At 64.0% G+C, this 25,076-nt stretch carries 11 protein-coding genes and 6 rRNA genes; 1 reads left to right on the forward strand and 16 read right to left on the reverse strand.

Annotated elements, in window-relative coordinates:
• Window positions 1-3: 3 nt before the first annotated feature.
• Both KZI27_RS17355 and KZI27_RS17360 read right to left on the reverse strand, forming a co-directional pair.
• The gene (locus KZI27_RS17355) at window positions 4-969 is read right to left on the reverse strand and encodes an HAD-IIA family hydrolase (RefSeq protein WP_222661475.1); all 966 of its coding nucleotides are present in this window, start codon (window positions 967-969) and stop codon (window positions 4-6) included.
• 37 nt (window positions 970-1,006) lie between these two features.
• Complete coding sequence (locus KZI27_RS17360) at window positions 1,007-1,861, reverse strand: hypothetical protein (protein WP_222658597.1); 855 nt, start codon at window positions 1,859-1,861, stop codon at window positions 1,007-1,009.
• A 141-nt stretch (window positions 1,862-2,002) separates the two neighbouring features.
• Between KZI27_RS17360 and KZI27_RS17365 the strand changes: the two genes are divergently transcribed.
• Window positions 2,003-3,082 (forward strand): hypothetical protein, encoded by a 1,080-nt coding sequence (locus tag KZI27_RS17365; protein WP_222658598.1) that lies wholly within the window; start codon window positions 2,003-2,005, stop codon window positions 3,080-3,082.
• A 200-nt stretch (window positions 3,083-3,282) separates the two neighbouring features.
• Here KZI27_RS17365 and rrf (KZI27_RS17370) read toward each other — a convergent pair.
• From rrf (KZI27_RS17370) to argJ, 14 genes are all read right to left on the reverse strand, one after another.
• Window positions 3,283-3,399, reverse strand: a 5S ribosomal RNA gene (gene rrf, locus KZI27_RS17370).
• Window positions 3,400-3,535: 136 nt separating this feature from the next.
• Window positions 3,536-6,664 (reverse strand): 23S ribosomal RNA (locus KZI27_RS17375).
• A 452-nt stretch (window positions 6,665-7,116) separates the two neighbouring features.
• A 16S ribosomal RNA gene (locus tag KZI27_RS17380) occupies window positions 7,117-8,638 on the reverse strand.
• Between the two features lie 1,278 nt (window positions 8,639-9,916).
• A 5S ribosomal RNA gene (gene rrf, locus KZI27_RS17385) occupies window positions 9,917-10,033 on the reverse strand.
• Window positions 10,034-10,170: 137 nt separating this feature from the next.
• Window positions 10,171-13,299 (reverse strand): 23S ribosomal RNA (locus tag KZI27_RS17390).
• A gap of 452 nt (window positions 13,300-13,751) precedes the next feature.
• Window positions 13,752-15,273, reverse strand: a 16S ribosomal RNA gene (locus tag KZI27_RS17395).
• Together the 16S, 23S and 5S rRNA genes form the textbook arrangement of a ribosomal RNA operon.
• Window positions 15,274-15,809: 536 nt before the next feature.
• Window positions 15,810-17,129, reverse strand: a complete 1,320-nt coding sequence (tyrS, locus tag KZI27_RS17400) for a tyrosine--tRNA ligase (RefSeq protein ID WP_261783960.1) — start codon at window positions 17,127-17,129, stop codon at window positions 15,810-15,812.
• Window positions 17,130-17,255: 126 nt separating this feature from the next.
• Window positions 17,256-17,951 (reverse strand): DNA-3-methyladenine glycosylase, encoded by a 696-nt coding sequence (locus KZI27_RS17405; protein ID WP_222658599.1) that lies wholly within the window; start codon window positions 17,949-17,951, stop codon window positions 17,256-17,258.
• On the reverse strand, window positions 17,948-19,384 hold the full coding sequence (argH, locus tag KZI27_RS17410; RefSeq protein ID WP_222658600.1) for an argininosuccinate lyase: 1,437 nt from the start codon (window positions 19,382-19,384) through the stop codon (window positions 17,948-17,950). Before argH ends, KZI27_RS17405 begins: the two co-directional genes overlap by 4 nt.
• A gap of 68 nt (window positions 19,385-19,452) precedes the next feature.
• On the reverse strand, window positions 19,453-20,649 hold the full coding sequence (locus KZI27_RS17415) for an argininosuccinate synthase (protein ID WP_222658601.1): 1,197 nt from the start codon (window positions 20,647-20,649) through the stop codon (window positions 19,453-19,455).
• Between the two features lie 9 nt (window positions 20,650-20,658).
• Window positions 20,659-21,624 (reverse strand): ornithine carbamoyltransferase, encoded by a 966-nt coding sequence (gene argF, locus KZI27_RS17420; protein ID WP_222658602.1) that lies wholly within the window; start codon window positions 21,622-21,624, stop codon window positions 20,659-20,661.
• Window positions 21,621-22,790 (reverse strand): acetylornithine transaminase, encoded by a 1,170-nt coding sequence (locus KZI27_RS17425; protein WP_410004037.1) that lies wholly within the window; start codon window positions 22,788-22,790, stop codon window positions 21,621-21,623. The genes argF and KZI27_RS17425 overlap by 4 nt, the downstream gene beginning before the upstream one ends.
• Window positions 22,791-22,840: 50 nt before the next feature.
• Window positions 22,841-23,893 (reverse strand): acetylglutamate kinase, encoded by a 1,053-nt coding sequence (argB, locus tag KZI27_RS17430; RefSeq protein ID WP_123312128.1) that lies wholly within the window; start codon window positions 23,891-23,893, stop codon window positions 22,841-22,843.
• Window positions 23,893-25,044 (reverse strand): bifunctional glutamate N-acetyltransferase/amino-acid acetyltransferase ArgJ, encoded by a 1,152-nt coding sequence (gene argJ / locus KZI27_RS17435; protein WP_222661479.1) that lies wholly within the window; start codon window positions 25,042-25,044, stop codon window positions 23,893-23,895. Before argJ ends, argB begins: the two co-directional genes overlap by 1 nt.
• Window positions 25,045-25,076 lie beyond the last annotated feature (32 nt).

Below are 25,076 nucleotides of genomic sequence, written 5' to 3' on the forward strand. Positions count from 1 at the left end.
ACGCTACTCGCCCCCGTACAGCTGCGGGTCCACGTCGAGGCCGTAGATGGCCAGACCCGACTCCCAGATCAGGGCCGCACCGGCGCGGAGGCGATCGATGTCGCTCCCCGCGTCGAGCACCCGCACGACGTGCCCGCGCATCGCCACGGTGGCGCTGCCGACGGTGACGTACCGCGTGCCGTCGTCGTCCTGTCGCCGGACGGTCACCGGGTAGGGCTCGGACAGGCCGCGGAGGTCCTCGAGCACGAACACCGGACGCGAGCGTTGGTCGGCGGCGAGCACCTGCTTCGCCTGGTCGATGCCCGTCAGCACGAGGACGCTCGGGATCCCGACGTCGTTCGCCCCCTTGATGTCGGTGTCGAGACGGTCACCGATGAACAGTGTCCGCCCGCCGCCGAAGCGCTCGACCGCTGCATCGAAGATCGGACGCTCCGGCTTGCCGGCGACCACGGGCATGCGGCCCACGGCCTGGTGGACGGCGGACACGAGCGTGCCGTTGCCCGGCGCGATGCCGCGCTCGACCGGGATCGACCAGTCCATGTTCGTCGCGACCCACGGGATCGCCGGATCGGCCAGCGCGAAGGACGCCTCGGCCAACTCCTTCCACCCGAGGTCCGGGGAGAAGCCCTGGATGACCGCGGCCGGGGAGTCCTCGGCGCTGCTCGTCACCGTGAAGCCGGCGGCCTCGACGATGCTCGAGAGTCCGAGTCCACCGGTGACGAGCACGGTCGAGCCAGCGGGCACCAGCGTCGAGAGGAGCTGGACACCCGCTTGCGATGACGTGACGACATCGTCCTCGGACACCTCCAGCCCGTAGCGCTCGAGGTGCTCGGCGACGTCGATCGGTCGCCGGGACGCGTTGTTCGTGATGTACCCGACGCGGGCGCTCAGCGATGCGCGTGTGAGCGCCTCGACCGCGTGCGGGATCGCGTTCCGCCCCCGGTAGACGACGCCGTCGAGGTCCGTCAGGACGACGTCGACGCCGTCCGTCGGCGCGGTCGGGACGTCAGTCGGCTGCGGAGCCGTCGACGTCGCGGGGGTTGTCGTCGTCGACCTCGCCGGGCTGGTCGGCTTCGCCGGGCTCCCCGACGACGTCGGGCTCAGCGAAGACCGGTTCGTCGGCGAGGTAGTCGTCTTCGGCGTCGGCGTCGTCGAGCTGCTCGGCGTCGTCGACCTGCTCGGCGTCGTCGAGCTGCTCGGCGTCGTCGAGCTCGCCGGCGTCTCCGTGTTCTTCGACCTCGAGCGTTTCCTCGACCACATCAACTGTCTCCCAAGCGTTCTCGTCGGCGGCTTCGGCCAGGGCCGCTGCCGCACGGTCGACACGGGCCCACCACTCGTCGGCCTCGTCCTGCCGGCCCAGCTCCTCGAGCGTGGCCGCGTAAGCACTGTAGAGCGCCGGCGACCACGTGTAGGCCGTGGACGGGTCGAGCTGTGGAATCTCCAGCTCACCGAGCGCAGCTGTGGGGTTCCCGAGGTCGATACGGGCGCCGGACATCGCGATCGCGAGCTCGACCTGCACCGCGGTGTCGAGCGCGGCACGCTCCACCGAACGCCCGAGCTCGAGTGCTCGCTCCGGACGGCCGAGGCCACGCTCGCAGTCCACCATCATCGGGAGCTGGTCGTTGCGACCGGAGATGCGCCGGTAGGTACGGAGCTCGCGGAGTGCCGTCGCGAAGTCACCCAGGCGGTACGCCGTGATCGCAGCGGTCTCGCGGACGACACCGACGCGACCCGCACGACGAGCGGCGCTGAGGGCGTGCTCGTTGGCCAGGGCGGGGTCCTCGTCGACGAACAGCGCCGCAGCCACGAGGTGCCGGGCGACCCAGTCGGCGTTGTCCTTGCTGAGCGTCTTCAGCTCCATGCGCGCTGCGGGGTCGAGGTCACGCGCGTCGATCTCGTCGGGGATGTCCGGGTCGTCGTGACGCGGACGGATCGACTTCGTGCCGTACGGGTCGCGGTCTTCCCAGTCGTCACGGGCCGCTTCGCCGAAGCGTGCGCCGGCGTGACGCGTCCCGTCGCCGAAGCGGCGTCGGTCGTCGCCACCGTCACGGCGCGGACGGTCGCCGTCTCGGGCGGGACGGTCGGAGCCGCCACGGAAGGCCGGGCGGTCGCCATCACGACGCGGGCGATCCGACGATCCACCGCGGAACGACGGGCGGTCGTCGTCACGACGCGGACGGTCGCCGTCGCGGGCGGGACGGTCCGAGCCGCCGCGGTACGCGGGGCGGTCGCCATCACGACGAGGACGATCCGAGGAACCCCCGCGGAACGGACGATCGCCGTCACGAGCCGGACGGTCCGAGCCGCCACGGTACGGACGGTCTCCATCGCGCGCGGGACGATCGGAACCGCCGCGATACGCGGGCCGGTCGCCATCACGACGCGGACGATCCGAGGAACCCCCGCGGAACGGACGATCCCCGTCACGAGCCGGACGGTCCGAGCCGCCACGGTACGGACGGTCACCGTCGCGTGCAGGACGATCGGAACCGCCGCGGTACGCGGGCCGGTCGCCATCACGACGCGGACGATCCGAGCCGCCCTGGTACGGACGGTCGCCATCACGACGCGGTCGGTCCGAGCCACCGCGGTAGGCGGGACGGTCGCCATCTCGGGCGGGACGGTCCGACCGGAACGGCCGATCACCATCACGACGCGGGCGGTCAGAACCGCCCTGGTACGGACGGTCGCCGTCGCGGCGCGGGCGGTCGGCACCCCGAGGGCCATCGCCGCGAGGCGGACGCCCGGAGTCTCCGCGATCGCTCCGCCACGACGGACGATCGCCTCGGTCACCGGAACGGAACGGACGGTCACCGCCGCTCCGAGGAGCGCTGTCACGACGCGCAGCACCGTCGCGGAACGGACGGTCGGAGCGCTCCGGGCGGTCGCGACGGTCGCCCTCGCGTCGTTCGAAGTCACGAGGGCCAGACGACCAACGGCCTCCGCTCGCACCCTCACCCCGTGGGGCTCCGTCGCGGCGAGGAGCCCGATCGTCTCGTCGGGGTCGATCTCCTCGGTCGCCGTCGTTCCGTCGCTCGTCGTCGTTCGCCACCGTTGCTCCTCATCGCGTGCCCGAGCCTGAGGTCGGGCGTTCGTCCGCTGTGTCGTTGTGTTGGGTGCCGCGCCGGTCGGACCGACGTTCGGGCTCCAGTCCATCACGAACCGGAGCCGGCGTCGAGCGACGAGCGGCGAAACAGAAATGGCCACCGGCCACCACCGTGAACGAGGGTCTCCCCTACGAGTTCACGATGGAGGGCCGATGGCCACATCTTCTTACGTTAAGTCCGGCGGCGTCCTACTCTCCCACAAGGTCCCCCTTGCAGTACCATCGGCGCTGAGAGGCTTAGCTTCCGGGTTCGGAATGTGACCGGGCGTTTCCCTCTCGCTATGACCACCGGAACACTGTCGACCATGATCTGGTCTCAAACATGTCCCAGCTGTCGCTGAGCTATCTATTCAGTTTGATTCCCGATCGTCTGTCGGGAACCACAAAGTGGACGCGAGCCCCGCACACGAAGGTGCGGGAAATCAGTGTGTTATCAAGTCTTCGGCTTATTAGTACCGGTCAGCTCCACGGGTCGTTAGTCCCCGCTTCCACATCCGGCCTATCAACCCAGTAATCTGCTGGGAGCCTCTCACACTCAAGGTGCATGGAAATCTCATCTCGAAGACGGCTTCCCGCTTAGATGCTTTCAGCGGTTATCCGGTCCGAACGTAGCTAATCAGCGGTGCCCTTGGCAGAACAACTGACACACCAGAGGTTCGTCCATCCCGGTCCTCTCGTACTAGGGATAGATCTTCTCAAATTTCCAACGCGCGCAGCGGATAGGGACCGAACTGTCTCACGACGTTCTAAACCCAGCTCGCGTACCGCTTTGATGGGCGAACAGCCCAACCCTTGGGACCTACTCCAGCCCCAGGATGCGACGAGCCGACATCGAGGTGCCAAACCATGCCGTCGATATGGACTCTTGGGCAAGATCAGCCTGTTATCCCCGAGGTACCTTTTATCCGTTGAGCGACAGCGCTTCCACAAGCCACTGCCGGATCACTAGTCCCGACTTTCGTCCCTGCTCGACCTGTCAGTCTCACAGTCAAGCTCCCTTGTGCACTTACACTCGCCACCTGATTGCCAACCAGGTTGAGGGAACCTTTGGGCGCCTCCGTTACTCTTTGGGAGGCAACCGCCCCAGTTAAACTACCCATCAGGCACTGTCCATGAACCCGATCAGGGTCCTACGTTAGACATCCAGAGTGACCAGAGTGGTATTTCAACAATGACTCCACGAACACTAGCGTGCCCGCTTCACAGTCTCCCACCTATCCTACACAAGCCACACCGAACACCAATACCAAACTGTAGTAAAGGTCACGGGGTCTTTCCGTCCTGCTGCGCGTAACGAGCATCTTTACTCGTAGTGCAATTTCGCCGAGTTCGCGGTTGAGACAGCTGGGAAGTCGTTACGCCATTCGTGCAGGTCGGAACTTACCCGACAAGGAATTTCGCTACCTTAGGATGGTTATAGTTACCACCGCCGTTTACTGGGGCTTAAATTCAGAGCTTCGCCCAAAGGCTAACCCTTCCTCTTAACCTTCCAGCACCGGGCAGGCGTCAGTCCGTATACATCGTCTTGCGACTTCGCACGGACCTGTGTTTTTAGTAAACAGTCGCTTCCCACTGGTCTCTGCGGCCTTCAACGCTCACGGAGCTAAGTCCGGTCACGTGTCCGGCCCCCCTTCTCCCGAAGTTACGGGGGCATTTTGCCGAGTTCCTTAACCACGATTCTCTCGATCTCCTTGGTATTCTCTACCTGACCACCTGAGTCGGTTTCGGGTACGGGCGGCTGCAACCTCGCGTCGATGCTTTTCTCGGCAGCATAGGATCACTGATTTCCCCTTACGGGTACGCGTCGGATCTCAGGCACACAGACGACGGATTTGCCTATCGTCAGCCCTACATCCTTACACCAGGTTCACCTTACGGATACCATCGCCTGGCTCAGCTACCTTCCTGCGTCACACCTGTTCATACGCTAACCGCACCAGCATGGGGTCGAGCGTTAGACCGGCCACCATCACCCCGAAGGGATCCGGTTGAACCGGGTTAGGACTCTTAGCACCACTGGATTAGCTTGGGCGGTTGTTCGCCGGTACGGGAATATCAACCCGTTGTCCATCGACTACGCCTGTCGGCCTCGCCTTAGGTCCCGACTTACCCAGGGCGGATTAACCTGGCCCTGGAACCCTTGGTCTTTCGGAGGACGGGTTTCTCACCCGTCTTTCGCTACTCATGCCTGCATTCTCACTCGTGTAGCGTCCACGGCTGGATCACTCCGCCGCTTCACTCGCCACACGACGCTCTCCTACCACTCCGCACGACTGAACCACGAAGGCTTGTCAATGTGCGAAATCTACAACTTCGGTGGTGTGCTTGAGCCCCGTTACATTGTCGGCGCGGAATCACTTGACCAGTGAGCTATTACGCACTCTTTCAAGGGTGGCTGCTTCTAAGCCAACCTCCTGGTTGTCTATGCAACTCCACATCCTTTCCCACTTAGCACACGCTTAGGGACCTTAGTTGGTAGTCTGGGTTGTTTCCCTCTCGACGATGAAGCTTATCCCCCACCGTCTCACTGCTGCGCTCTCACTCACCGGCATTCGGAGTTTGGCTGACGTCAGTAACCTGTTGAGGCCCATCGGCCATCCAGTAGCTCTACCTCCGGCGAGAAACACGCAACGCTGCACCTAAATGCATTTCGGAGAGAACCAGCTATCACGAAGTTTGATTGGCCTTTCACCCCTATCCACAGCTCATCCCCTCCATTTTCAACTGAAGTGGGTTCGGTCCTCCACGACGTCTTACCGTCGCTTCAACCTGGCCATGGATAGATCACTTCGCTTCGGGTCTAGAACATGCGACTCAAACGCCCTATTCAGACTCGCTTTCGCTACGGCTGCCCCACACGGGTTAACCTCGCCACATATCACTAACTCGCAGGCTCATTCTTCAAAAGGCACGCCGTCACCCCTACAAAGGAGGCTCCGACGGTTTGTAAGCAAACGGTTTCAGGTACTATTTCACTCCCCTCCCGGGGTACTTTTCACCTTTCCCTCACGGTACTTGTCCGCTATCGGTCATCTGGGAGTATTTAGGCTTATCAGGTGGTCCTGACAGATTCACACGGGATTTCTCGGGCCCCGTGCTACTTGGGATACACATCCGGCCATAACACCATTTCGTCTACGGGGCTGGCACCCACTACGGCCCGGCTTTCAAACCGGTTCGACTATGATGCGCTGTAACCGCCCCAGTCCGGCAGAACTGAGCGACGTGTCCCACAACCCCGACCATGCAACGCCCGCCGGCTATCACACATGATCGGTTTAGCCTCATCCGCTTTCGCTCGCCACTACTCACGGAATCACATGTTGTTTTCTCTTCCTGTGGGTACTGAGATGTTTCACTTCCCCACGTTCCCTCTACCCGCCCTATATATTCAGGCGGGAGTCACCAGGTCACAAAAGCGCCCAGCGGGGTTTCCCCATTCGGAAATCCTCGGATCAGGGCTCGATTATCAGCTCCCCGAGGCTTATCGCAGATTTCTACGTCCTTCTTCGGCTCCAGATGCCAAGGCATCCACCGTTTGCTCTTAGAAACTTGACCACAAAGATTAAAATTGCGATCCGTCATCACCCACAACCATCAGCCCGAAGACCTCAGATCGATTGGATGACTCGAATCAAAGATGCTCGCGTCCACTGTGTAGTTCTCAACATACGATCGGCACCACACTCCCCACCATCCAACGACAGTGCTTCATGCGGCCCAACGAAGGACACACCACGGATCACTCCATGCGGCCCAACCCCCAACCCACCTCACAGCAGATCAGGAAGCCTGGTCCCTCAGGACCCAACAACGTGCACCAGCCAACCCGTGCGACACCAACCCGTTCCAACCCCGCAAGCGGAGCGTACTGAGGCCAGCACCATCGGTACCAGCTGCACTGTCAATGTTCCACCCATGAGCTACCCGTCGGACACGTTCGGTCCGAATCAGGCGCCTGGACCATGCATGCCCCGATGAGGGACAACACGAGGCCAGATGCTCCTTAGAAAGGAGGTGATCCAGCCGCACCTTCCGGTACGGCTACCTTGTTACGACTTAGTCCTAATCACCGATCCCACCTTCGACGGCTCCTTCCACAAGGGTTAGGCCACCGGCTTCGGGTGTTACCGACTTTCATGACTTGACGGGCGGTGTGTACAAGGCCCGGGAACGTATTCACCGCAGCGTTGCTGATCTGCGATTACTAGCGACTCCGACTTCATGAGGTCGAGTTGCAGACCTCAATCCGAACTGAGACCGGCTTTTTGGGATTCGCTCCACCTTACGGTATCGCAGCCCTTTGTACCGGCCATTGTAGCATGCGTGAAGCCCAAGACATAAGGGGCATGATGATTTGACGTCATCCCCACCTTCCTCCGAGTTGACCCCGGCAGTCTCCTATGAGTCCCCGGCATAACCCGCTGGCAACATAGAACGAGGGTTGCGCTCGTTGCGGGACTTAACCCAACATCTCACGACACGAGCTGACGACAACCATGCACCACCTGTACACCGACCACAAGGGGGCGACCATCTCTGGCCGTTTCCGGTGTATGTCAAGCCTTGGTAAGGTTCTTCGCGTTGCATCGAATTAATCCGCATGCTCCGCCGCTTGTGCGGGCCCCCGTCAATTCCTTTGAGTTTTAGCCTTGCGGCCGTACTCCCCAGGCGGGGCGCTTAATGCGTTAGCTACGACACAGAAACCGTGGAAAGGTCCCTACATCTAGCGCCCAACGTTTACGGCATGGACTACCAGGGTATCTAATCCTGTTCGCTCCCCATGCTTTCGCTCCTCAGCGTCAGTTACGGCCCAGAGATCTGCCTTCGCCATCGGTGTTCCTCCTGATATCTGCGCATTCCACCGCTACACCAGGAATTCCAATCTCCCCTACCGCACTCTAGTCTGCCCGTACCCACTGCAAGCCCGAGGTTGAGCCTCGGGATTTCACAGCAGACGCGACAAACCGCCTACGAGCTCTTTACGCCCAATAATTCCGGACAACGCTTGCACCCTACGTATTACCGCGGCTGCTGGCACGTAGTTAGCCGGTGCTTTTTCTGCAGGTACCGTCACTTTCGCTTCTTCCCTACTAAAAGAGGTTTACAACCCGAAGGCCGTCATCCCTCACGCGGCGTTGCTGCATCAGGCTTTCGCCCATTGTGCAATATTCCCCACTGCTGCCTCCCGTAGGAGTCTGGGCCGTGTCTCAGTCCCAGTGTGGCCGGTCACCCTCTCAGGCCGGCTACCCGTCGTCGCCTTGGTGAGCCATTACCTCACCAACAAGCTGATAGGCCGCGAGTCCATCCCCAACCAAAAAATCTTTCCACCACCAGACCATGCGGCCAGTGATCATATCCAGTATTAGACGTCGTTTCCAACGCTTATCCCAGAGTCAGGGGCAGGTTACTCACGTGTTACTCACCCGTTCGCCACTAATCCACCCAGCAAGCTGGGCATCATCGTTCGACTTGCATGTGTTAAGCACGCCGCCAGCGTTCGTCCTGAGCCAGGATCAAACTCTCCGTAAAAAAATACAGACCCAACACCCGAAGGCATCAGACCGAGTTGATTCTGACTGTTGACTGTCTACTGACAATCTTCAATCCAAAAGGAATTGTCTCAAACCCAACCAACCCGAAGGAAGGCCAGGCACGAGGTCAATCAATAAATTGGCATTGACAATGTGCACGCTGTTGAGTTCTCAAGGACCAGACGCACTCACCACTCAGCACCATCAGGCACATCGTCAGAGAGGCATTCGTCTCGCGACACTGCAGATCACCTCGGTCGAGACCGTGGTTTTCATGGGTGTCGGTTGCCTGAGCGGGACCCCGTCCGGACTGCATCACCAGGTGGTTCCACCTGGTGACCGTCTCGGCCGTTCCGTTCTCCGCCTCAGCGGCAACGAGTGACAACATTACGGGGAGGTGAACGGGAGCGCCAGCCGGGCCACATCCCGGGCGTGTCGCCAGGTGGGCCTGCCTGAACCAAGACCGTCACCCGTCGTGCCATCCCTGTGGATCCACCCGCGGGACACCGGGACACCGGGACACCGGGACACCGGGACACCGGGACACCGGGACACCGGGACACCGGGACACCGGGACACCGGGACACCGGGACACCGGGACACCGGGACACCGGGACACCGGGACGAGCATCTCTCCCCAGGCAGCCTGATGACCAGCTTCGGCGGCGTAGTCGGCTGTTCCGCTCAGACCGGGAGCCGGTACGCGCTGAGCTCAGACGATTACCCTCGGGCCACAGCGCGGTCGCTCAGCAAGGAGACCCCACCGTGCTCAGTCATGGATCGAGATCCCGTCGCTATCCGCTGCGCCGGCTCGGCAAGGTTCAGCGCCGGCTCGAGGCAAGCACAGGCGGGCTCGAACGGAACTCCCCGTTTCGAGTCGCCCGACAACTGAAGCCACTCACGGCTGCCAACGACCACCAGAACACACTGGCCGCGATACCGCCCGTAATCTCGCTGCTCGCTCGTCACTGCCCCGCCGGCACCGACGTTCGCCGGAGCAGCAAGCGACCGCGGCGGCGCACAAGCACGACCATCCATGAGCAGAGAGGGATGGGTGGTTGCCGTCGACGGGACTCAACCTTCGCTGCTCGCGAAGCACCAGCGCCAGCGCCAGCCACGAAGGGGCGCACACCACTTCGGAGGCAGGAATGGGCGGACGGTATCCGCCGGCAGCAGCCCCTTCTCCTGACGAAGAGCCGCCACTGCGGAAGCGCCGGAAACGCAGAAAACCCCTGACCAGTGCTGGTCAGGGGTTCCCTGGTGTTACTACGGTTAAGTCCGGCGGCGTCCTACTCTCCCACAAGGTCCCCCTTGCAGTACCATCGGCGCTGAGAGGCTTAGCTTCCGGGTTCGGAATGTGACCGGGCGTTTCCCTCTCGCTATGACCACCGGAACACTGTCGACCATGATCTGGTCTCAAACATGTCCCAGCTGTAGCTGAGCTATTTATTCAGTTTGATTCCCGATCGTCTGTCGGGAACCACAAAGTGGACGCGAGCCCCGCACACAAAGGGTGCGGGAAATCAGTGTGTTATCAAGTCTTCGGCTTATTAGTACCGGTCAGCTCCACGGGTCGTTAGTCCCCGTTTCCACATCCGGCCTATCAACCCAGTAGTCTGCTGGGAGCCTCTCACACTCAAGGTGCATGGAAATCTCATCTCGAAGACGGCTTCCCGCTTAGATGCTTTCAGCGGTTATCCGGTCCGAACGTAGCTAATCAGCGGTGCCCTTGGCAGAACAACTGACACACCAGAGGTTCGTCCATCCCGGTCCTCTCGTACTAGGGATAGATCTTCTCAAATTTCCAACGCGCGCAGCGGATAGGGACCGAACTGTCTCACGACGTTCTAAACCCAGCTCGCGTACCGCTTTAATGGGCGAACAGCCCAACCCTTGGGACCTACTCCAGCCCCAGGATGCGACGAGCCGACATCGAGGTGCCAAACCATGCCGTCGATATGGACTCTTGGGCAAGATCAGCCTGTTATCCCCGAGGTACCTTTTATCCGTTGAGCGACAGCGCTTCCACAAGCCACTGCCGGATCACTAGTCCCGACTTTCGTCCCTGCTCGACCTGTCAGTCTCACAGTCAAGCTCCCTTGTGCACTTACACTCGCCACCTGATTGCCAACCAGGTTGAGGGAACCTTTGGGCGCCTCCGTTACTCTTTGGGAGGCAACCGCCCCAGTTAAACTACCCATCAGGCACTGTCCATGAACCCGATCAGGGTCCTACGTTAGACATCCAGAGTGACCAGAGTGGTATTTCAACAATGACTCCACGAACACTAGCGTGCCCGCTTCACAGTCTCCCACCTATCCTACACAAGCCACACCGAACACCAATACCAAACTGTAGTAAAGGTCACGGGGTCTTTCCGTCCTGCTGCGCGTAACGAGCATCTTTACTCGTAGTGCAATTTCGCCGAGTTCGCGGTTGAGACAGCTGGGAAGTCGTTACGCCATTCGTGCAGGTCGGAACTTACCCGACAAGGAATTTCGCTACCTTAGGATGGTTATAGTTACCACCGCCGTTTACTGGGGCTTAAATTCAGAGCTTCGCCCAAAGGCTAACCCTTCCTCTTAACCTTCCAGCACCGGGCAGGCGTCAGTCCGTATACATCGTCTTGCGACTTCGCACGGACCTGTGTTTTTAGTAAACAGTCGCTTCCCACTGGTCTCTGCGGCCTTCAACGCTCACGGAGCTAAGTCCGGTCACGTGTCCGGCCCCCCTTCTCCCGAAGTTACGGGGGCATTTTGCCGAGTTCCTTAACCACGATTCTCTCGATCTCCTTGGTATTCTCTACCTGACCACCTGAGTCGGTTTCGGGTACGGGCGGCTGCAACCTCGCGTCGATGCTTTTCTCGGCAGCATAGGATCACTGATTTCCCCTTACGGGTACGCGTCGGATCTCAGGCACACAGACGACGGATTTGCCTATCGTCAGCCCTACATCCTTACACCAGGTTCACCTTACGGATACCATCGCCTGGCTCAGCTACCTTCCTGCGTCACACCTGTTCATACGCTAACCGCACCAGCATGGGGTCGAGCGTTAGACCGGCCACCATCACCCCGAAGGGATCCGGTTGAACCGGGTTAGGACTCTTAGCACCACTGGATTAGCTTGGGCGGTTGTTCGCCGGTACGGGAATATCAACCCGTTGTCCATCGACTACGCCTGTCGGCCTCGCCTTAGGTCCCGACTTACCCAGGGCGGATTAACCTGGCCCTGGAACCCTTGGTCTTTCGGAGGACGGGTTTCTCACCCGTCTTTCGCTACTCATGCCTGCATTCTCACTCGTGTAGCGTCCACGGCTGGATCACTCCGCCGCTTCACTCGCCACACGACGCTCTCCTACCACTCCGCACGACTGAACCACGAAGGCTTGTCAATGTGCGAAATCTACAACTTCGGTGGTGTGCTTGAGCCCCGTTACATTGTCGGCGCGGAATCACTTGACCAGTGAGCTATTACGCACTCTTTCAAGGGTGGCTGCTTCTAAGCCAACCTCCTGGTTGTCTATGCAACTCCACATCCTTTCCCACTTAGCACACGCTTAGGGACCTTAGTTGGTAGTCTGGGTTGTTTCCCTCTCGACGATGAAGCTTATCCCCCACCGTCTCACTGCTGCGCTCTCACTCACCGGCATTCGGAGTTTGGCTGACGTCAGTAACCTGTTGAGGCCCATCGGCCATCCAGTAGCTCTACCTCCGGCGAGAAACACGCAACGCTGCACCTAAATGCATTTCGGAGAGAACCAGCTATCACGAAGTTTGATTGGCCTTTCACCCCTATCCACAGCTCATCCCCTCCATTTTCAACTGAAGTGGGTTCGGTCCTCCACGACGTCTTACCGTCGCTTCAACCTGGCCATGGATAGATCACTTCGCTTCGGGTCTAGAACATGCGACTCAAACGCCCTATTCAGACTCGCTTTCGCTACGGCTGCCCCACACGGGTTAACCTCGCCACATATCACTAACTCGCAGGCTCATTCTTCAAAAGGCACGCCGTCACCCCTACAAAGGAGGCTCCGACGGTTTGTAAGCAAACGGTTTCAGGTACTATTTCACTCCCCTCCCGGGGTACTTTTCACCTTTCCCTCACGGTACTTGTCCGCTATCGGTCATCTGGGAGTATTTAGGCTTATCAGGTGGTCCTGACAGATTCACACGGGATTTCTCGGGCCCCGTGCTACTTGGGATACACATCCGGCCATAACACCATTTCGTCTACGGGGCTGGCACCCACTACGGCCCGGCTTTCAAACCGGTTCGACTATGATGCGCTGTAACCGCCCCAGTCCGGCAGAACTGAGCGACGTGTCCCACAACCCCGACCATGCAACGCCCGCCGGCTATCACACATGATCGGTTTAGCCTCATCCGCTTTCGCTCGCCACTACTCACGGAATCACATGTTGTTTTCTCTTCCTGTGGGTACTGAGATGTTTCACTTCCCCACGTTCCCTCTACCCGCCCTATATATTCAGGCGGGAGTCACCAGGTCACAAAAGCGCCCAGCGGGGTTTCCCCATTCGGAAATCCTCGGATCAGGGCTCGATTATCAGCTCCCCGAGGCTTATCGCAGATTTCTACGTCCTTCTTCGGCTCCAGATGCCAAGGCATCCACCGTTTGCTCTTAGAAACTTGACCACAAAGATTAAAATTGCGATCCGTCATCACCCACAACCATCAGCCCGAAGACCTCAGATCGATTGGATGACTCGAATCAAAGATGCTCGCGTCCACTGTGTAGTTCTCAACATACGATCGGCACCACACTCCCCACCATCCAACGACAGTGCTTCATGCGGCCCAACGAAGGACACACCACGGATCACTCCATGCGGCCCAACCCCCAACCCACCTCACAGCAGATCAGGAAGCCTGGTCCCTCAGGACCCAACAACGTGCACCAGCCAACCCGTGCGACACCAACCCGTTCCAACCCCGCAAGCGGAGCGTACTGAGGCCAGCACCATCGGTACCAGCTGCACTGTCAATGTTCCACCCATGAGCTACCCGTCGGACACGTTCGGTCCGAATCAGGCGCCTGGACCATGCATGCCCCGATGAGGGACAACACGAGGCCAGATGCTCCTTAGAAAGGAGGTGATCCAGCCGCACCTTCCGGTACGGCTACCTTGTTACGACTTAGTCCTAATCACCGATCCCACCTTCGACGGCTCCTTCCACAAGGGTTAGGCCACCGGCTTCGGGTGTTACCGACTTTCATGACTTGACGGGCGGTGTGTACAAGGCCCGGGAACGTATTCACCGCAGCGTTGCTGATCTGCGATTACTAGCGACTCCGACTTCATGAGGTCGAGTTGCAGACCTCAATCCGAACTGAGACCGGCTTTTTGGGATTCGCTCCACCTTACGGTATCGCAGCCCTTTGTACCGGCCATTGTAGCATGCGTGAAGCCCAAGACATAAGGGGCATGATGATTTGACGTCATCCCCACCTTCCTCCGAGTTGACCCCGGCAGTCTCCTATGAGTCCCCGGCATAACCCGCTGGCAACATAGAACGAGGGTTGCGCTCGTTGCGGGACTTAACCCAACATCTCACGACACGAGCTGACGACAACCATGCACCACCTGTACACCGACCACAAGGGGGCGACCATCTCTGGCCGTTTCCGGTGTATGTCAAGCCTTGGTAAGGTTCTTCGCGTTGCATCGAATTAATCCGCATGCTCCGCCGCTTGTGCGGGCCCCCGTCAATTCCTTTGAGTTTTAGCCTTGCGGCCGTACTCCCCAGGCGGGGCGCTTAATGCGTTAGCTACGACACAGAAACCGTGGAAAGGTCCCTACATCTAGCGCCCAACGTTTACGGCATGGACTACCAGGGTATCTAATCCTGTTCGCTCCCCATGCTTTCGCTCCTCAGCGTCAGTTACGACCCAGAGATCTGCCTTCGCCATCGGTGTTCCTCCTGATATCTGCGCATTCCACCGCTACACCAGGAATTCCAATCTCCCCTACCGCACTCTAGTCTGCCCGTACCCACTGCAAGCCCGAGGTTGAGCCTCGGGATTTCACAGCAGACGCGACAAACCGCCTACGAGCTCTTTACGCCCAATAATTCCGGACAACGCTTGCACCCTACGTATTACCGCGGCTGCTGGCACGTAGTTAGCCGGTGCTTTTTCTGCAGGTACCGTCACTTTCGCTTCTTCCCTACTAAAAGAGGTTTACAACCCGAAGGCCGTCATCCCTCACGCGGCGTTGCTGCATCAGGCTTTCGCCCATTGTGCAATATTCCCCACTGCTGCCTCCCGTAGGAGTCTGGGCCGTGTCTCAGTCCCAGTGTGGCCGGTCACCCTCTCAGGCCGGCTACCCGTCGTCGCCTTGGTGAGCCATTACCTCACCAACAAGCTGATAGGCCGCGAGTCCATCCCCAACCAAAAAATCTTTCCACCACCAGACCATGCGGCCAGTGATCATATCCAGTATTAGACGTCGTTTCCAACGCTTATCCCAGAGTCAGGGGCAGGTTACTCACGTGTTACTCACCCGTTCGCCACTAATCCACCCAGCAAGCTGGGCATCATCGTTCGACTTGCATGTGTTAAGCACGCCGCCAGCGTTCGTCCTGAGCCAGGATCAAACTCTCCGTAAAAAAATACAGACCCAACACCCGAAGGCATCAGACCGAGTTGATTCTGACTGTTGACTGTCTACTGACAATCTTCAATCCAAAAGGAATTGTCTCAAACCCAACCAACCCGAAGGAAGGCCAGGCACGAGGTCAATCAATAAATTGGCATTGACAATGTGCACGCTGTTGAGTTCTCAAGGACCAGACGCACTTGCTCCTCGGCTCGAATTCGAGCTTCAGCCACAAGGCTTGTGTACTTGGCTTGCCACCGGTGTGTCGTCGGACCCGGAGGTCCTGTGGCTCATCCCGAGGGGAGAGAACCGGTGGGCTTGTCATCCTAGGCGTCGAAGCGATCGAGCACAAGGCTTGATCTGAACTTCAGTGGAGGATGGTCCCGCTTGAGGGCCGGCGTGCTCTGGGCTTTCGCTCCAGCCGCTCCGCCGCACCTTTGGGGTGACGAGTAGGAACTTTACGCAGGCCTGGGCGGGTGTGCCAAGCCAGGCCCGATCCCGGGCGTGTCGCGTCGTGCAACACGCGTCGTCCGGGTGTCCGCAGGGTCAGGCCAGCGTCACACCGGCGAGGGTCTTCTTGCCGCGGCGGAGCACGAGGACTCCCCCGTGCAGGGCGAGGTCCGACAACGGTGCGGCGGGGTCCTCGGCACGGACGTTGTTCACGTACACGCCGCCCTGGTCGATCGCACGCCGGGCTTCGCCGAGGGACTTCACGAGCTCGGTCTCGACGAGGGCTCGTGCCACATCGGCTCCGGGCTCGAGGGTCACCGATCCCGATCCCGGCAGCTCCGCGATCGCCGACCGCAGCGTGACCGGGTCGAGCGCGCCGAGGTCGCCGTTGCCGAAGAGCGCGGCCGCAGCGTCGATCGCGGCATGGGTCGCATCGACCCCGTGCACCAGCGCGGTGACCTCGAACGCCAGGGTCCGCTGCGCTTCGCGTCGGAACGGTTCGTCGGCGACCGCCTGCTCGAGCCGCTCGATCTCGGCGCGGGACAGGAACGTGAACTCCCGCAGGCGGGCGATCACGTCGGCATCCGCCGTGTTGAGCCAGAACTGGTACAGCGCGTAGGGCGAGGTCATCTCGGCGTCGAGCCAGACGGCGTTGCCCTCGCTCTTGCCGAACTTCGTGCCGTCCGAGTTCGTGATCAAGGGCGTCCCGAGCGCGTGCACGGTCGCACCCTCGGCACGACGGATGAGCTCCGTCCCCGAGGTCAGGTTGCCCCACTGGTCCGAGCCACCCGTCTGCAGCGTGCAGCCGTACTGCCGGAAGAGCTCCCGGTAGTCGAGGCCCTGCAGGATCTGGTAGCTGAACTCGGTGTAGCTGATGCCCGCGTCGGAGCTCAGCCGCGCGGCGACGGCGTCCTTCTTCAGCATCGAGTTCACCCGGAAGTACTTGCCGACGTCGCGCAGGAAGTCGATGGCGGACATCGGTGACGTCCAGTCCAGGTTGTTCACCAGCCGGACGCCGTTGTCACCGTCCGCACTGAGGAACCGGGACACCTGCGACTGCAGTCGCGCCACCCACTCGGAGACGGTCTCGCGGGTGTTCAGCGTGCGCTCCGCCGTCGGACGGGGGTCGCCGATGAGTCCCGTCGATCCCCCGACGAGCGCGAGCGGCTTGTGCCCGGCGAGCTGCAACCGACGCATGGTCAGGAGCTGCAGGAGGTTGCCGCAGTGCAGCGACGGTGCCGTGGGGTCGAACCCGCAGTAGTACGTGATCGGGTCACCGTCGAGGGCCTCTTGGAGTGCGGTCTCGTCGGTCGAGACCTGCACCAGACCACGCCAGCGCAGTTCGTCCCACACCGAGGCGAAGGTGGGGTCGTTCTGCTGGCGCGTCAGGACGTCTTGAGCGGTATCACTGGACACCCCGCCATCGTAGCGGCGGCGCACCACCGACAGGCGCCGTCGACCGGGAGGCCCGTGGTGCGTCCGGGCCCACGCCGCCGGTTCCGGCGCGACGCGCCAGCGGCGGGCCGGCCGTGCCGGTGGGGATCAGTCGAGGGCACCCTTGTGCCGTCGGTACGTCGAGACCGTCGGGTCGCCCGTCAACCAGAAGCGCCAGGGGTACTGCGCACCGCCGGCGATGCCGCGGACGCCGGTGCGCGGTCCGCGCGAGATGCGTGGGAGCGTTCCGGCCCCGCCGGGGCCGGGTGCGGTCTCGGTCAGGAGTTCCTCGACGACCCGGGCCGGCGGGGCGGAGGCGAGCCGGGCCTCCAGGCCGGGTGCCAACGTGAGCACGAACGGACCGGACCCGTCGAGCAGCGAGGTGCCGTCGTCCTGCCCGAGCACCGCGCCGAGTGCGCCACCGAGGTTGCCGGGGCCGCGCGCCAACGCGACGTCGGCGACCGACGGGCCACGTCGTCCACGTGCTGTCTGGACACCCTCGATCACCTGCGCCCCGCGGAGCAGGGAGCCGGACGAGGTGCCCGCCGGCGCGCTCACGACGTTGACGCAGGTGTGGATGCCGTACGAGCGGTACGCGTACAGGGTCCCCGGAGCGCCGAACAGGTGACGGTTGCGCTCGGTCGGCCCGCGGTGGCCGTGCGAACCGGGGTCGGTGGGCCCGGAGTAGGCCTCGACCTCGGTGATGCGCAGCGTCACACCCCGGCCCGTGATCGTCGCACCGAGCAGTGCGGGTGCGACGATCGGCGCAGGCTCGGCGAGCATCGCGAGCAGCCCCTCGGTCATCGCGAGAAGGGTGCGCCCTCGGCGAGGTCGTGGACGCGGCGCGTGACGGAGGCCAGCTGCTCGGCGACGCGGTCCGGAGCGGTGCCGCCGACACCCGAGCGGGACGCGACGCTGCCCTCGATCGTGAGCACGGCGCGGACACCGGGGGTGAGGTGCTCGGAGACGGAGCGGTACTCGTCGTCGGTCGGGTCGTCGAGCTCGATGCCGCGCTCTTCGCAGTACCGGACCAGCGCACCGGACACCTCGTGCGCGTCACGGAACGGCACGCCCTGGCGGACCAGCCACTCGGCCACGTCGGTCGCCAGCGAGAACCCCTGCGGTGCGAGCTCGGCCATCCGGTCCGTGTCGAACGTGAGCGTCGCGATCATGCCGGTGAAGGCGGGCAGCAGGACCTCGAGCGTGGCGACCGAGTCGAAGACCGGCTCCTTGTCCTCCTGCAGGTCGCGGTTGTAGGCGAGCGGCAGGCCCTTCAGGGTCGCGAGCAGCCCCGCCAGGTTGCCGATGAGACGACCGGACTTGCCGCGTGCGAGCTCGGCGATGTCGGGGTTCTTCTTCTGCGGCATGATGCTCGACCCGGTCGAGAACGCGTCGTGGAGCCGGACGAAGCCGAACTCCTTCGTGTTCCAGAGGATGACCTCCTCCGACAGGCGCGAGACGTCGATGCCGATCTGCGCGAGCACGAACGCGAACTCGGCGACGACGTCGCGAGCGGCCGTGGCGTCGATCGAGTTGTCGGCCGGTCGGTCGAACCCGAGCTCCGCGGCGATCGCGGCGGGGTCGAGACCGAGCGAACTGCCGGCGAGGGCACCCGCACCGTACGGGCTGACGCTCGCACGCCCCGCCCAGTCGCGCAGGCGCTCGAGGTCCCGCACGAGCGGCCAGGCGTGCGCCAGCAGGTGGTGCGCGAGGAGGACGGGTTGCGCGTGCTGCAGGTGCGTGCGACCCGGCATGATCGCCGCCGGGTGCTCGTTCGCCTGCTGGGTGATCGCGTCGACCAAGTCGATCACGAGCCGTCCGATGCGCCGCCCGTGGTCGAGCATGTGCATGCGGCCGAGTGTCGCGATCTGGTCGTTGCGGCTGCGGCCGGCGCGGAGCTTGCCGCCGAGTTCCGGACCGAGGTCGGCGATCAGCAGTCGTTCGAGGGCACCGTGGACGTCCTCGTCGGACTCGTCCGGCTGCAGTGTGCCGTGCGCGTGCGCGGCCTCGAGCCGGTCGAGCCCGGCGAGCATGCGCTCGAGCTCGTCCGCCGTCAGGTACCCGGCCGTGTGCAGGGCCCGGGCGTGCGCGCGGGAGCCAGCGATGTCGTACGGCGCGAGCTGCCAGTCGAAGTGCGTCGACTTCGACAGCGCGGCGAGGGCCGCACTCGGGCCGTCGGCGAAGCGGGCGCCCCAGAGGGCTCCGGTGTTGGTGGCGTCGGTCTTCTCGTCGGTCATGTCGTCCTGCGTCGTTGTCGTCGGGCCGGGTGGCGGCGGGGTGTCGTCCCGCCGGGTGGCGGCGGGTGTCAGTTCGCCGCGTCGCGGCGGGCGGAGATCTTGCTGGGGAGCGACCAGAGCTCGATGAAGCCCTTGGAGAGGGACTGGTCGAACGTGTCGCCGGTGTCGTACGTCGCGAGGTCGAAGTCGTACAGGCTCTGCTCCGACCGGCGGCCGGTCACCGTCGCCCGGCCGCCGAGCAGCTGCAGGCGGACGTCGCCGGAGACGTGCTGCTGGGTGTGGTCGACGAAGGCGTCCAGGCTGCGCTTCAGCCCGCCGAACCACAGGCCGTCGTAGACCAGGTCGGCCCACTCCGACTCGACACCGCGCTTGTAGCGGTTCACGTCGCGCTCGAGGGTGAGACGCTCGAGTTCCTCGTGCGCCGTGATGAGCGCGATCGCCGCGGGGGCTTCGTACACCTCGCGCGACTTGATGCCGACGAGGCGGTCCTCGACGACGTCGATCCGGCCGACGCCGTGCTTGCCGGCCACGGCGTTCAGCTCCTGGACGATCCGCAGCACGCTGAACCGCTGCCCGTCGAGCGCCACCGGGACGCCGCGCTCGAACGTGATCGTCACCTCGTCCGCGTCACGCTGCACGGCGGGGTCCTGCGTGTAGGCGTAGAGGTCCTCGGTCGGGGCGTTCCACGGGTCCTCGAGGAGACCCGTCTCGACCGCACGACCCCACACGTTCTGGTCGATCGAGTACGGCGACCGCTGCGACTGCTGGATCGGCAGCGCGTGCTGTTCGGCGTACGCGATCGCCTTGTCGCGGGTCAGGGCGAGGTCGCGGACCGGTGCCACGCTCCGCAGGTCCGGGGCGATCGCCGCGACCGCGGCCTCGAACCGGACCTGGTCGTTGCCCTTGCCGGTGCAGCCGTGCGCGACGCTGTCGGCGCCGAGCTGCTTCGCCGTCAGCGCGAGGTGCTTCGCGATGAGCGGGCGGCTCAGCGCCGACACCAGCGGGTAGCGCTTCTGGTACAGCGCGTTGGCCTTGAGGGCAGGCACGATGTACTCGTCGGCGTACTCGTCCTTGGCGTCGACCACGATCGACTCCACGGCCCCGCAGTCGAGCGCGCGTTGCCGGATCGCGTCGAGGTCCTCGCCGCCCTGGCCGACGTCGACCGCCAGCGCCACCACCTCTTTGCCGGTGGCGTCACGCAGCCAGCCGATCCCGACGGAGGTGTCGAGGCCGCCGGAGTACGCGAGGACGACGCGGTCTGCCATGCGGTGCGCCTACGCGGTTGCCGCGGCGGTCGCGGCGGTCGCCGTCGTCGCGCCGTTCGCGGCGAGGAGCCAGGCCAGCAGCGCCTTCTGGGCGTGCAGACGGTTCTCCGCCTCGTCCCAGATGATGCTGCGCGGACCGTCGATGACGTCGGCGGTCACCTCGTAGCCGCGGTCGGCGGGCAGGCAGTGCATGAACACCGCGTCGTCGGCGGCGTGCGCCATGAGGGCGTCGTCCACGCGGTACCCGGAGAAGGTGTCCAGGCGCGACTGCTTCTCGGACTCCTTGCCCATCGACACCCACGTGTCGGTGACCACGACGTCGGCGCCGGCGACCGCGGCCACCGGGTCCGTCACGACCAGCACGGACCCACCGGTCTCGGCCGAACGGTGCTCGGCATCGGTGACGACCTGCGGGGACGGCGAGAACTCGGCCGGGGCAGCGACGCGGACGTGCATGCCCGCCGTCGCGCCGGCGAGCAGGTACGACTGGGCCATGTTGCTCGCACCGTCGCCGATGAACGCCACCGTCTGGCCCGCCAGCGTGCCGCGGTGCTCGCGGATGGTGAGCAGGTCGGCGAGCAGCTGGCACGGGTGGAAGTCGTCGGACAGCGCGTTGACGACGGGGACGGTCGTGTCGGCAGCCATCTCCTCGAGACCGGCCTGGCCGTAGGTGCGCCAGACGATCGCCGACACCATGCGCTCCAGCACACGGGCGGTGTCGGACGGGGTCTCCTTGCCGCCGAGCTGGCTGTTCGCCGTCGAGATGATCAGCGGGCTGCCGCCCAGGTCGGAGATGCCGACGTGGAACGACACCCGGGTGCGCGTCGACGACTTGTCGAAGATGACCGCGACGCTCTGCGGGCCGGCGAGGGGCTTCGCACCCCAGCGGTCGGCCTTCATCTGGTCGGCGATGTCGAGGATCGCGGACTGCTCGGCCTGGCTGAGGTCGTCGTCCCGGAGGAAGTGGCGGGTCATGCGGAGGTCTCCTGGGCGGCAGCGACGGCCGCGAGGCTCTGGGCGAGGATCGACACGAACTCGTCGATCTCGGCGTCGGACACGATGAGCGGCGGCGCGAGGCGCAGGCTCGACTCGTTCGGGGCGTTGATGATGAGGCCACGCTCGAGCGCGGCGGCGTTGACCGCAGCCGCGACCGGACCGGTGAGCCCGACGCCGATGAGCAGGCCGGTGCCGCGGACCTCCTCGACGAGCGGTGAACCGATACCGGCGACACCGGCCCGGATCCGCTCGCCCTTGACCACGGCGGCCGCGACGAGGTCGGCGCGCTCGATCTCGGCGAGCACTGCGTTCGCCACCCGGGTGCCGAGCGGGTTGCCACCGAAGGTCGAACCGTGCTGGCCGGCCGAGAACAGGTCGGACGCCCATCCGAAGGTCACGAGCGCACCGATCGGGAAGCCGCCGGCGATGCCCTTGGCCACCGTGATGGCATCGGGCGTGAAGCCGTGCCCCTGGTAGGTGAACCAGTTGCCCGTCCGTCCGACGCCGGTCTGGATCTCGTCGAGGATCAGCAGCGCACCGTGCTCCTCGGTCAGTCGGCGTGCCGCGAGCAGGAAGCCCTCCGGCAGGTCGACGACGCCGGCCTCGCCCTTGATCGGCTCGATGATGATCGCCGCGACGGTGTCGTCGATCGACGCTTCGAGCGCTGCGACGGTGGAGTCGATGTGCTCGACCCCCGGGATCATCGGCAGGAAGTCCTGCTGCAGCGCGGGCTTGCCGGTGAGCGCGAGCGCACCCATCGTGCGGCCGTGGAACCCCTGCTTCAGCGCGAGGATGCGGGTCTTCTGCCCGTCCGCGCCCTTGTTCAGGCGCGCGAGCTTGAAGGCGGCCTCGTTCGCCTCGGCACCGGAGTTCCCGAAGTACACCCGCCCGGCGTCGCCCGCACCGGTGATGCGCTTGAGGCGTTCCGCGAGCTCGAGCTGCGGCGGGGTCGCGAAGTAGTTCGACACGTGCACGAGCTTCGCGGCCTGGTCGGCGATCGCCTCGACCAGGACGGGGTGCGCGTGGCCGAGCGAGTTGACGGCGATGCCCGCCAGGAAGTCGAGGTACTCGTTGCCCTCGACGTCCCAGACACGACAGCCCTGTCCGCGCTCGAGCATGATCTTCGGCGGCGTCAGGGATCGCATGAGCGACGCCCCGAACCGGTCGTTCCAGGTCTCGGTCTGCGTCTCGCTGCTCACTGCTGCTGCCCCTTCTCGGTCGTGCTGGCCACGTGTTGGCCGGTGCTGGTGCTCGTCGACGGTGCTGCCACGCGTCGGCCGATCTCGGCGTGGGTCATCTGGTTCTCGGTTCGTCGGCTCGGGTCCGGGATCACCTCGGTGCCCGCACCGCGCAGGGTGAAGACCTCGAGCAGGATCGAGTGCGGGATCCGGCCGTCGATGATCGTCGCCCCGCCGACCCCGCCGACCACGGCGTCGAGGCACGCGGTCATCTTCGGGATCATGCCCGACTCGAGAGACGGCAGGAGCTCGCGGAGCTCCTCGACCGCGATGAGGTCGACGAGCGAGTCGCGGTCCGGCCAGTTGCGGTACAGGCCGGGGACGTCGGTGAGCATGATGAGCTTCGACGCACGCAGCGCGATCGCCAGGGCACCGGCCGCCGCGTCGGCGTTGACGTTGAGCGCCTGGTCCGGGTGGGCGTCGTCGATCGCGATGCTCGAGACCACCGGGATCCGGCCGGCCTCGATCGCGGCGAGCACCCCGGAGGGGTCGACGTGGGTGATGTCACCGACGTGGCCGAGGTCGTACTCCTGCCCGTCGACGACCACGCCCTTCTGCTCACCGGTGAACAAGGACCCGCCGTCGCCGAACACGCCGACGGCCAGGCCCTCGCCGTGCTCGTTCATCAGGTCGACGATCTCGCGGTTGACCTCGCCCGCCAGGACGTCGCGGACGACCGTGATCGCCTCGGTCGTGGTGACGCGGTAGCCACCTCGGAACTCGGACTCGATGCCCTGTTCCTTGAGCGCGGCCGAGATCTGCGGACCCCCACCGTGCACCACGACGGGGTGCAGGCCGGCGTAGCGGAGGTAGACCATGTCCTCGGCGAACGCCCGCTTGAGGTCGTCGTTCACCATGGCGTTGCCGCCGAACTTGACGACGACGACCTTGCCGGAGAAGCGCTTGAGCCACGGCAGGGACTCGATCAGGGTCGCGGCCTTGACGGCCGCGAACTCGTGTTCCTCTTCCTTCGTGAGGGGCGTCCCGGCCCCTTCGGTGTCGTTCGCCATCAGCTGGAGTACGCGCTGTTCTCGTGCACGTAGTCGTGCGTGAGGTCGTTGGTCAGGATCGTCGCCGCGTGCGTCCCGACACCGAGGTCGATGCGCACGTGGGTGTCGCGCGGCGTCAGGTCGACGGTGTCGCTCGGCTGGTCCGGCGCACCGGCGTGGCAGACCCGGACACCGTTCATGCTGACGTCGACCGCGTACGGGTCGAAGTCGGCGTCCGTCGTGCCGATCGCCGCGAGCACCCGGCCCCAGTTCGGGTCGTTGCCGAAGACCGCCGCCTTGAACAGGTTGTTGCGGGCGACGCTCCGGCCGACGGTCACGGCGTCGTCCTCGGTCGCGGCGTGCACGACCTCGATCGTGATGTCGTGGCTCGCGCCCTCGGCGTCCTGCTGCAGCTGGCGGGCCAGGTCCGCGCAGACCGCGGTCAGGGCTTCCTGGAAGTCGCCGACCTCGGGCGTCACCCCGCTCGCGCCCGACGACAGCAGCACGACGGTGTCGTTCGTCGACATGCAGCCGTCCGAGTCGACACGGTCGAAGGTGATGCGGGTGGCCGCGCGGAGCGCCTGGTCGAGCTGGTCCGGCGTCTGTACGGCGTCAGTGGTGATCACGACGAGCATCGTCGCGAGCCCTGGTGCGAGCATGCCCGCGCCCTTCGCCATGCCGCCGACCGTCCAGCCGTCCTCGGTCACCACGGACTGCTTCGCCTTGGTGTCGGTCGTCATGATCGCGGTGGCCGCATCCGGGCCGCCGTCGGCGCTGAGTGCGGCGCTCGCCAGGTCGACCCCGCGCAGCACGCCGTCGCGGAAGGTCTGGTCGCCGACCCCGATCAGGCCGGTGGAGCAGACGACGACGTCGCCTGCGCCGATGCCGAGGGCGTCGCCCACTGCTTCGGCGGTCATGTGCGTGGTCTGGAAGCCGAAGGGACCCGTGAAGCAGTTGGCACCGCCGGAGTTCAGGACGACGGCACGCGCAGTGCCGTCACCGACGACCTGGCGGGACCAGATCACCGGGTGCGCCTGCGCACGGTTGCTGGTGAACACCGCGGCGGCGGCCGCGTCGGGGCCGTCGTTGACGACGAGCGCCACGTCCGGCTTGCCGCTGGTCTTGAGGCCGGCGGTCACGCCGGCCGCGCGGAAGCCCGCTGCTGCGGTCACACCCTGCGGGGCCGGGAGGCCCGTGGCCGCTT

Source organism: Curtobacterium sp. TC1 (genome assembly GCF_019844075.1).
Lineage (GTDB): Bacteria > Actinomycetota > Actinomycetes > Actinomycetales > Microbacteriaceae > Curtobacterium.

Bases quoted from the DNA above. Each gene is read 5' to 3' on its own strand.
- argB (WP_123312128.1), bottom strand. From the start codon at position 23,893: ATGGCGAACGACACCGAAGGGGCCGGGACGCCCCTCACGAAGGAAGAG.
- argH (WP_222658600.1), bottom strand. From the start codon at position 19,384: ATGACCGACGAGAAGACCGACGCCACCAACACCGGAGCCCTCTGGGGC.
- KZI27_RS17405 (WP_222658599.1), bottom strand. From the start codon at position 17,951: ATGACCGAGGGGCTGCTCGCGATGCTCGCCGAGCCTGCGCCGATCGTC.
- KZI27_RS17360 (WP_222658597.1), bottom strand. From the start codon at position 1,861: ATGGAGCTGAAGACGCTCAGCAAGGACAACGCCGACTGGGTCGCCCGG.
- KZI27_RS17415 (WP_222658601.1), bottom strand. From the start codon at position 20,649: ATGGCAGACCGCGTCGTCCTCGCGTACTCCGGCGGCCTCGACACCTCC.
- KZI27_RS17425 (WP_410004037.1), bottom strand. From the start codon at position 22,790: ATGCGATCCCTGACGCCGCCGAAGATCATGCTCGAGCGCGGACAGGGC.
- argF (WP_222658602.1), bottom strand. From the start codon at position 21,624: ATGACCCGCCACTTCCTCCGGGACGACGACCTCAGCCAGGCCGAGCAG.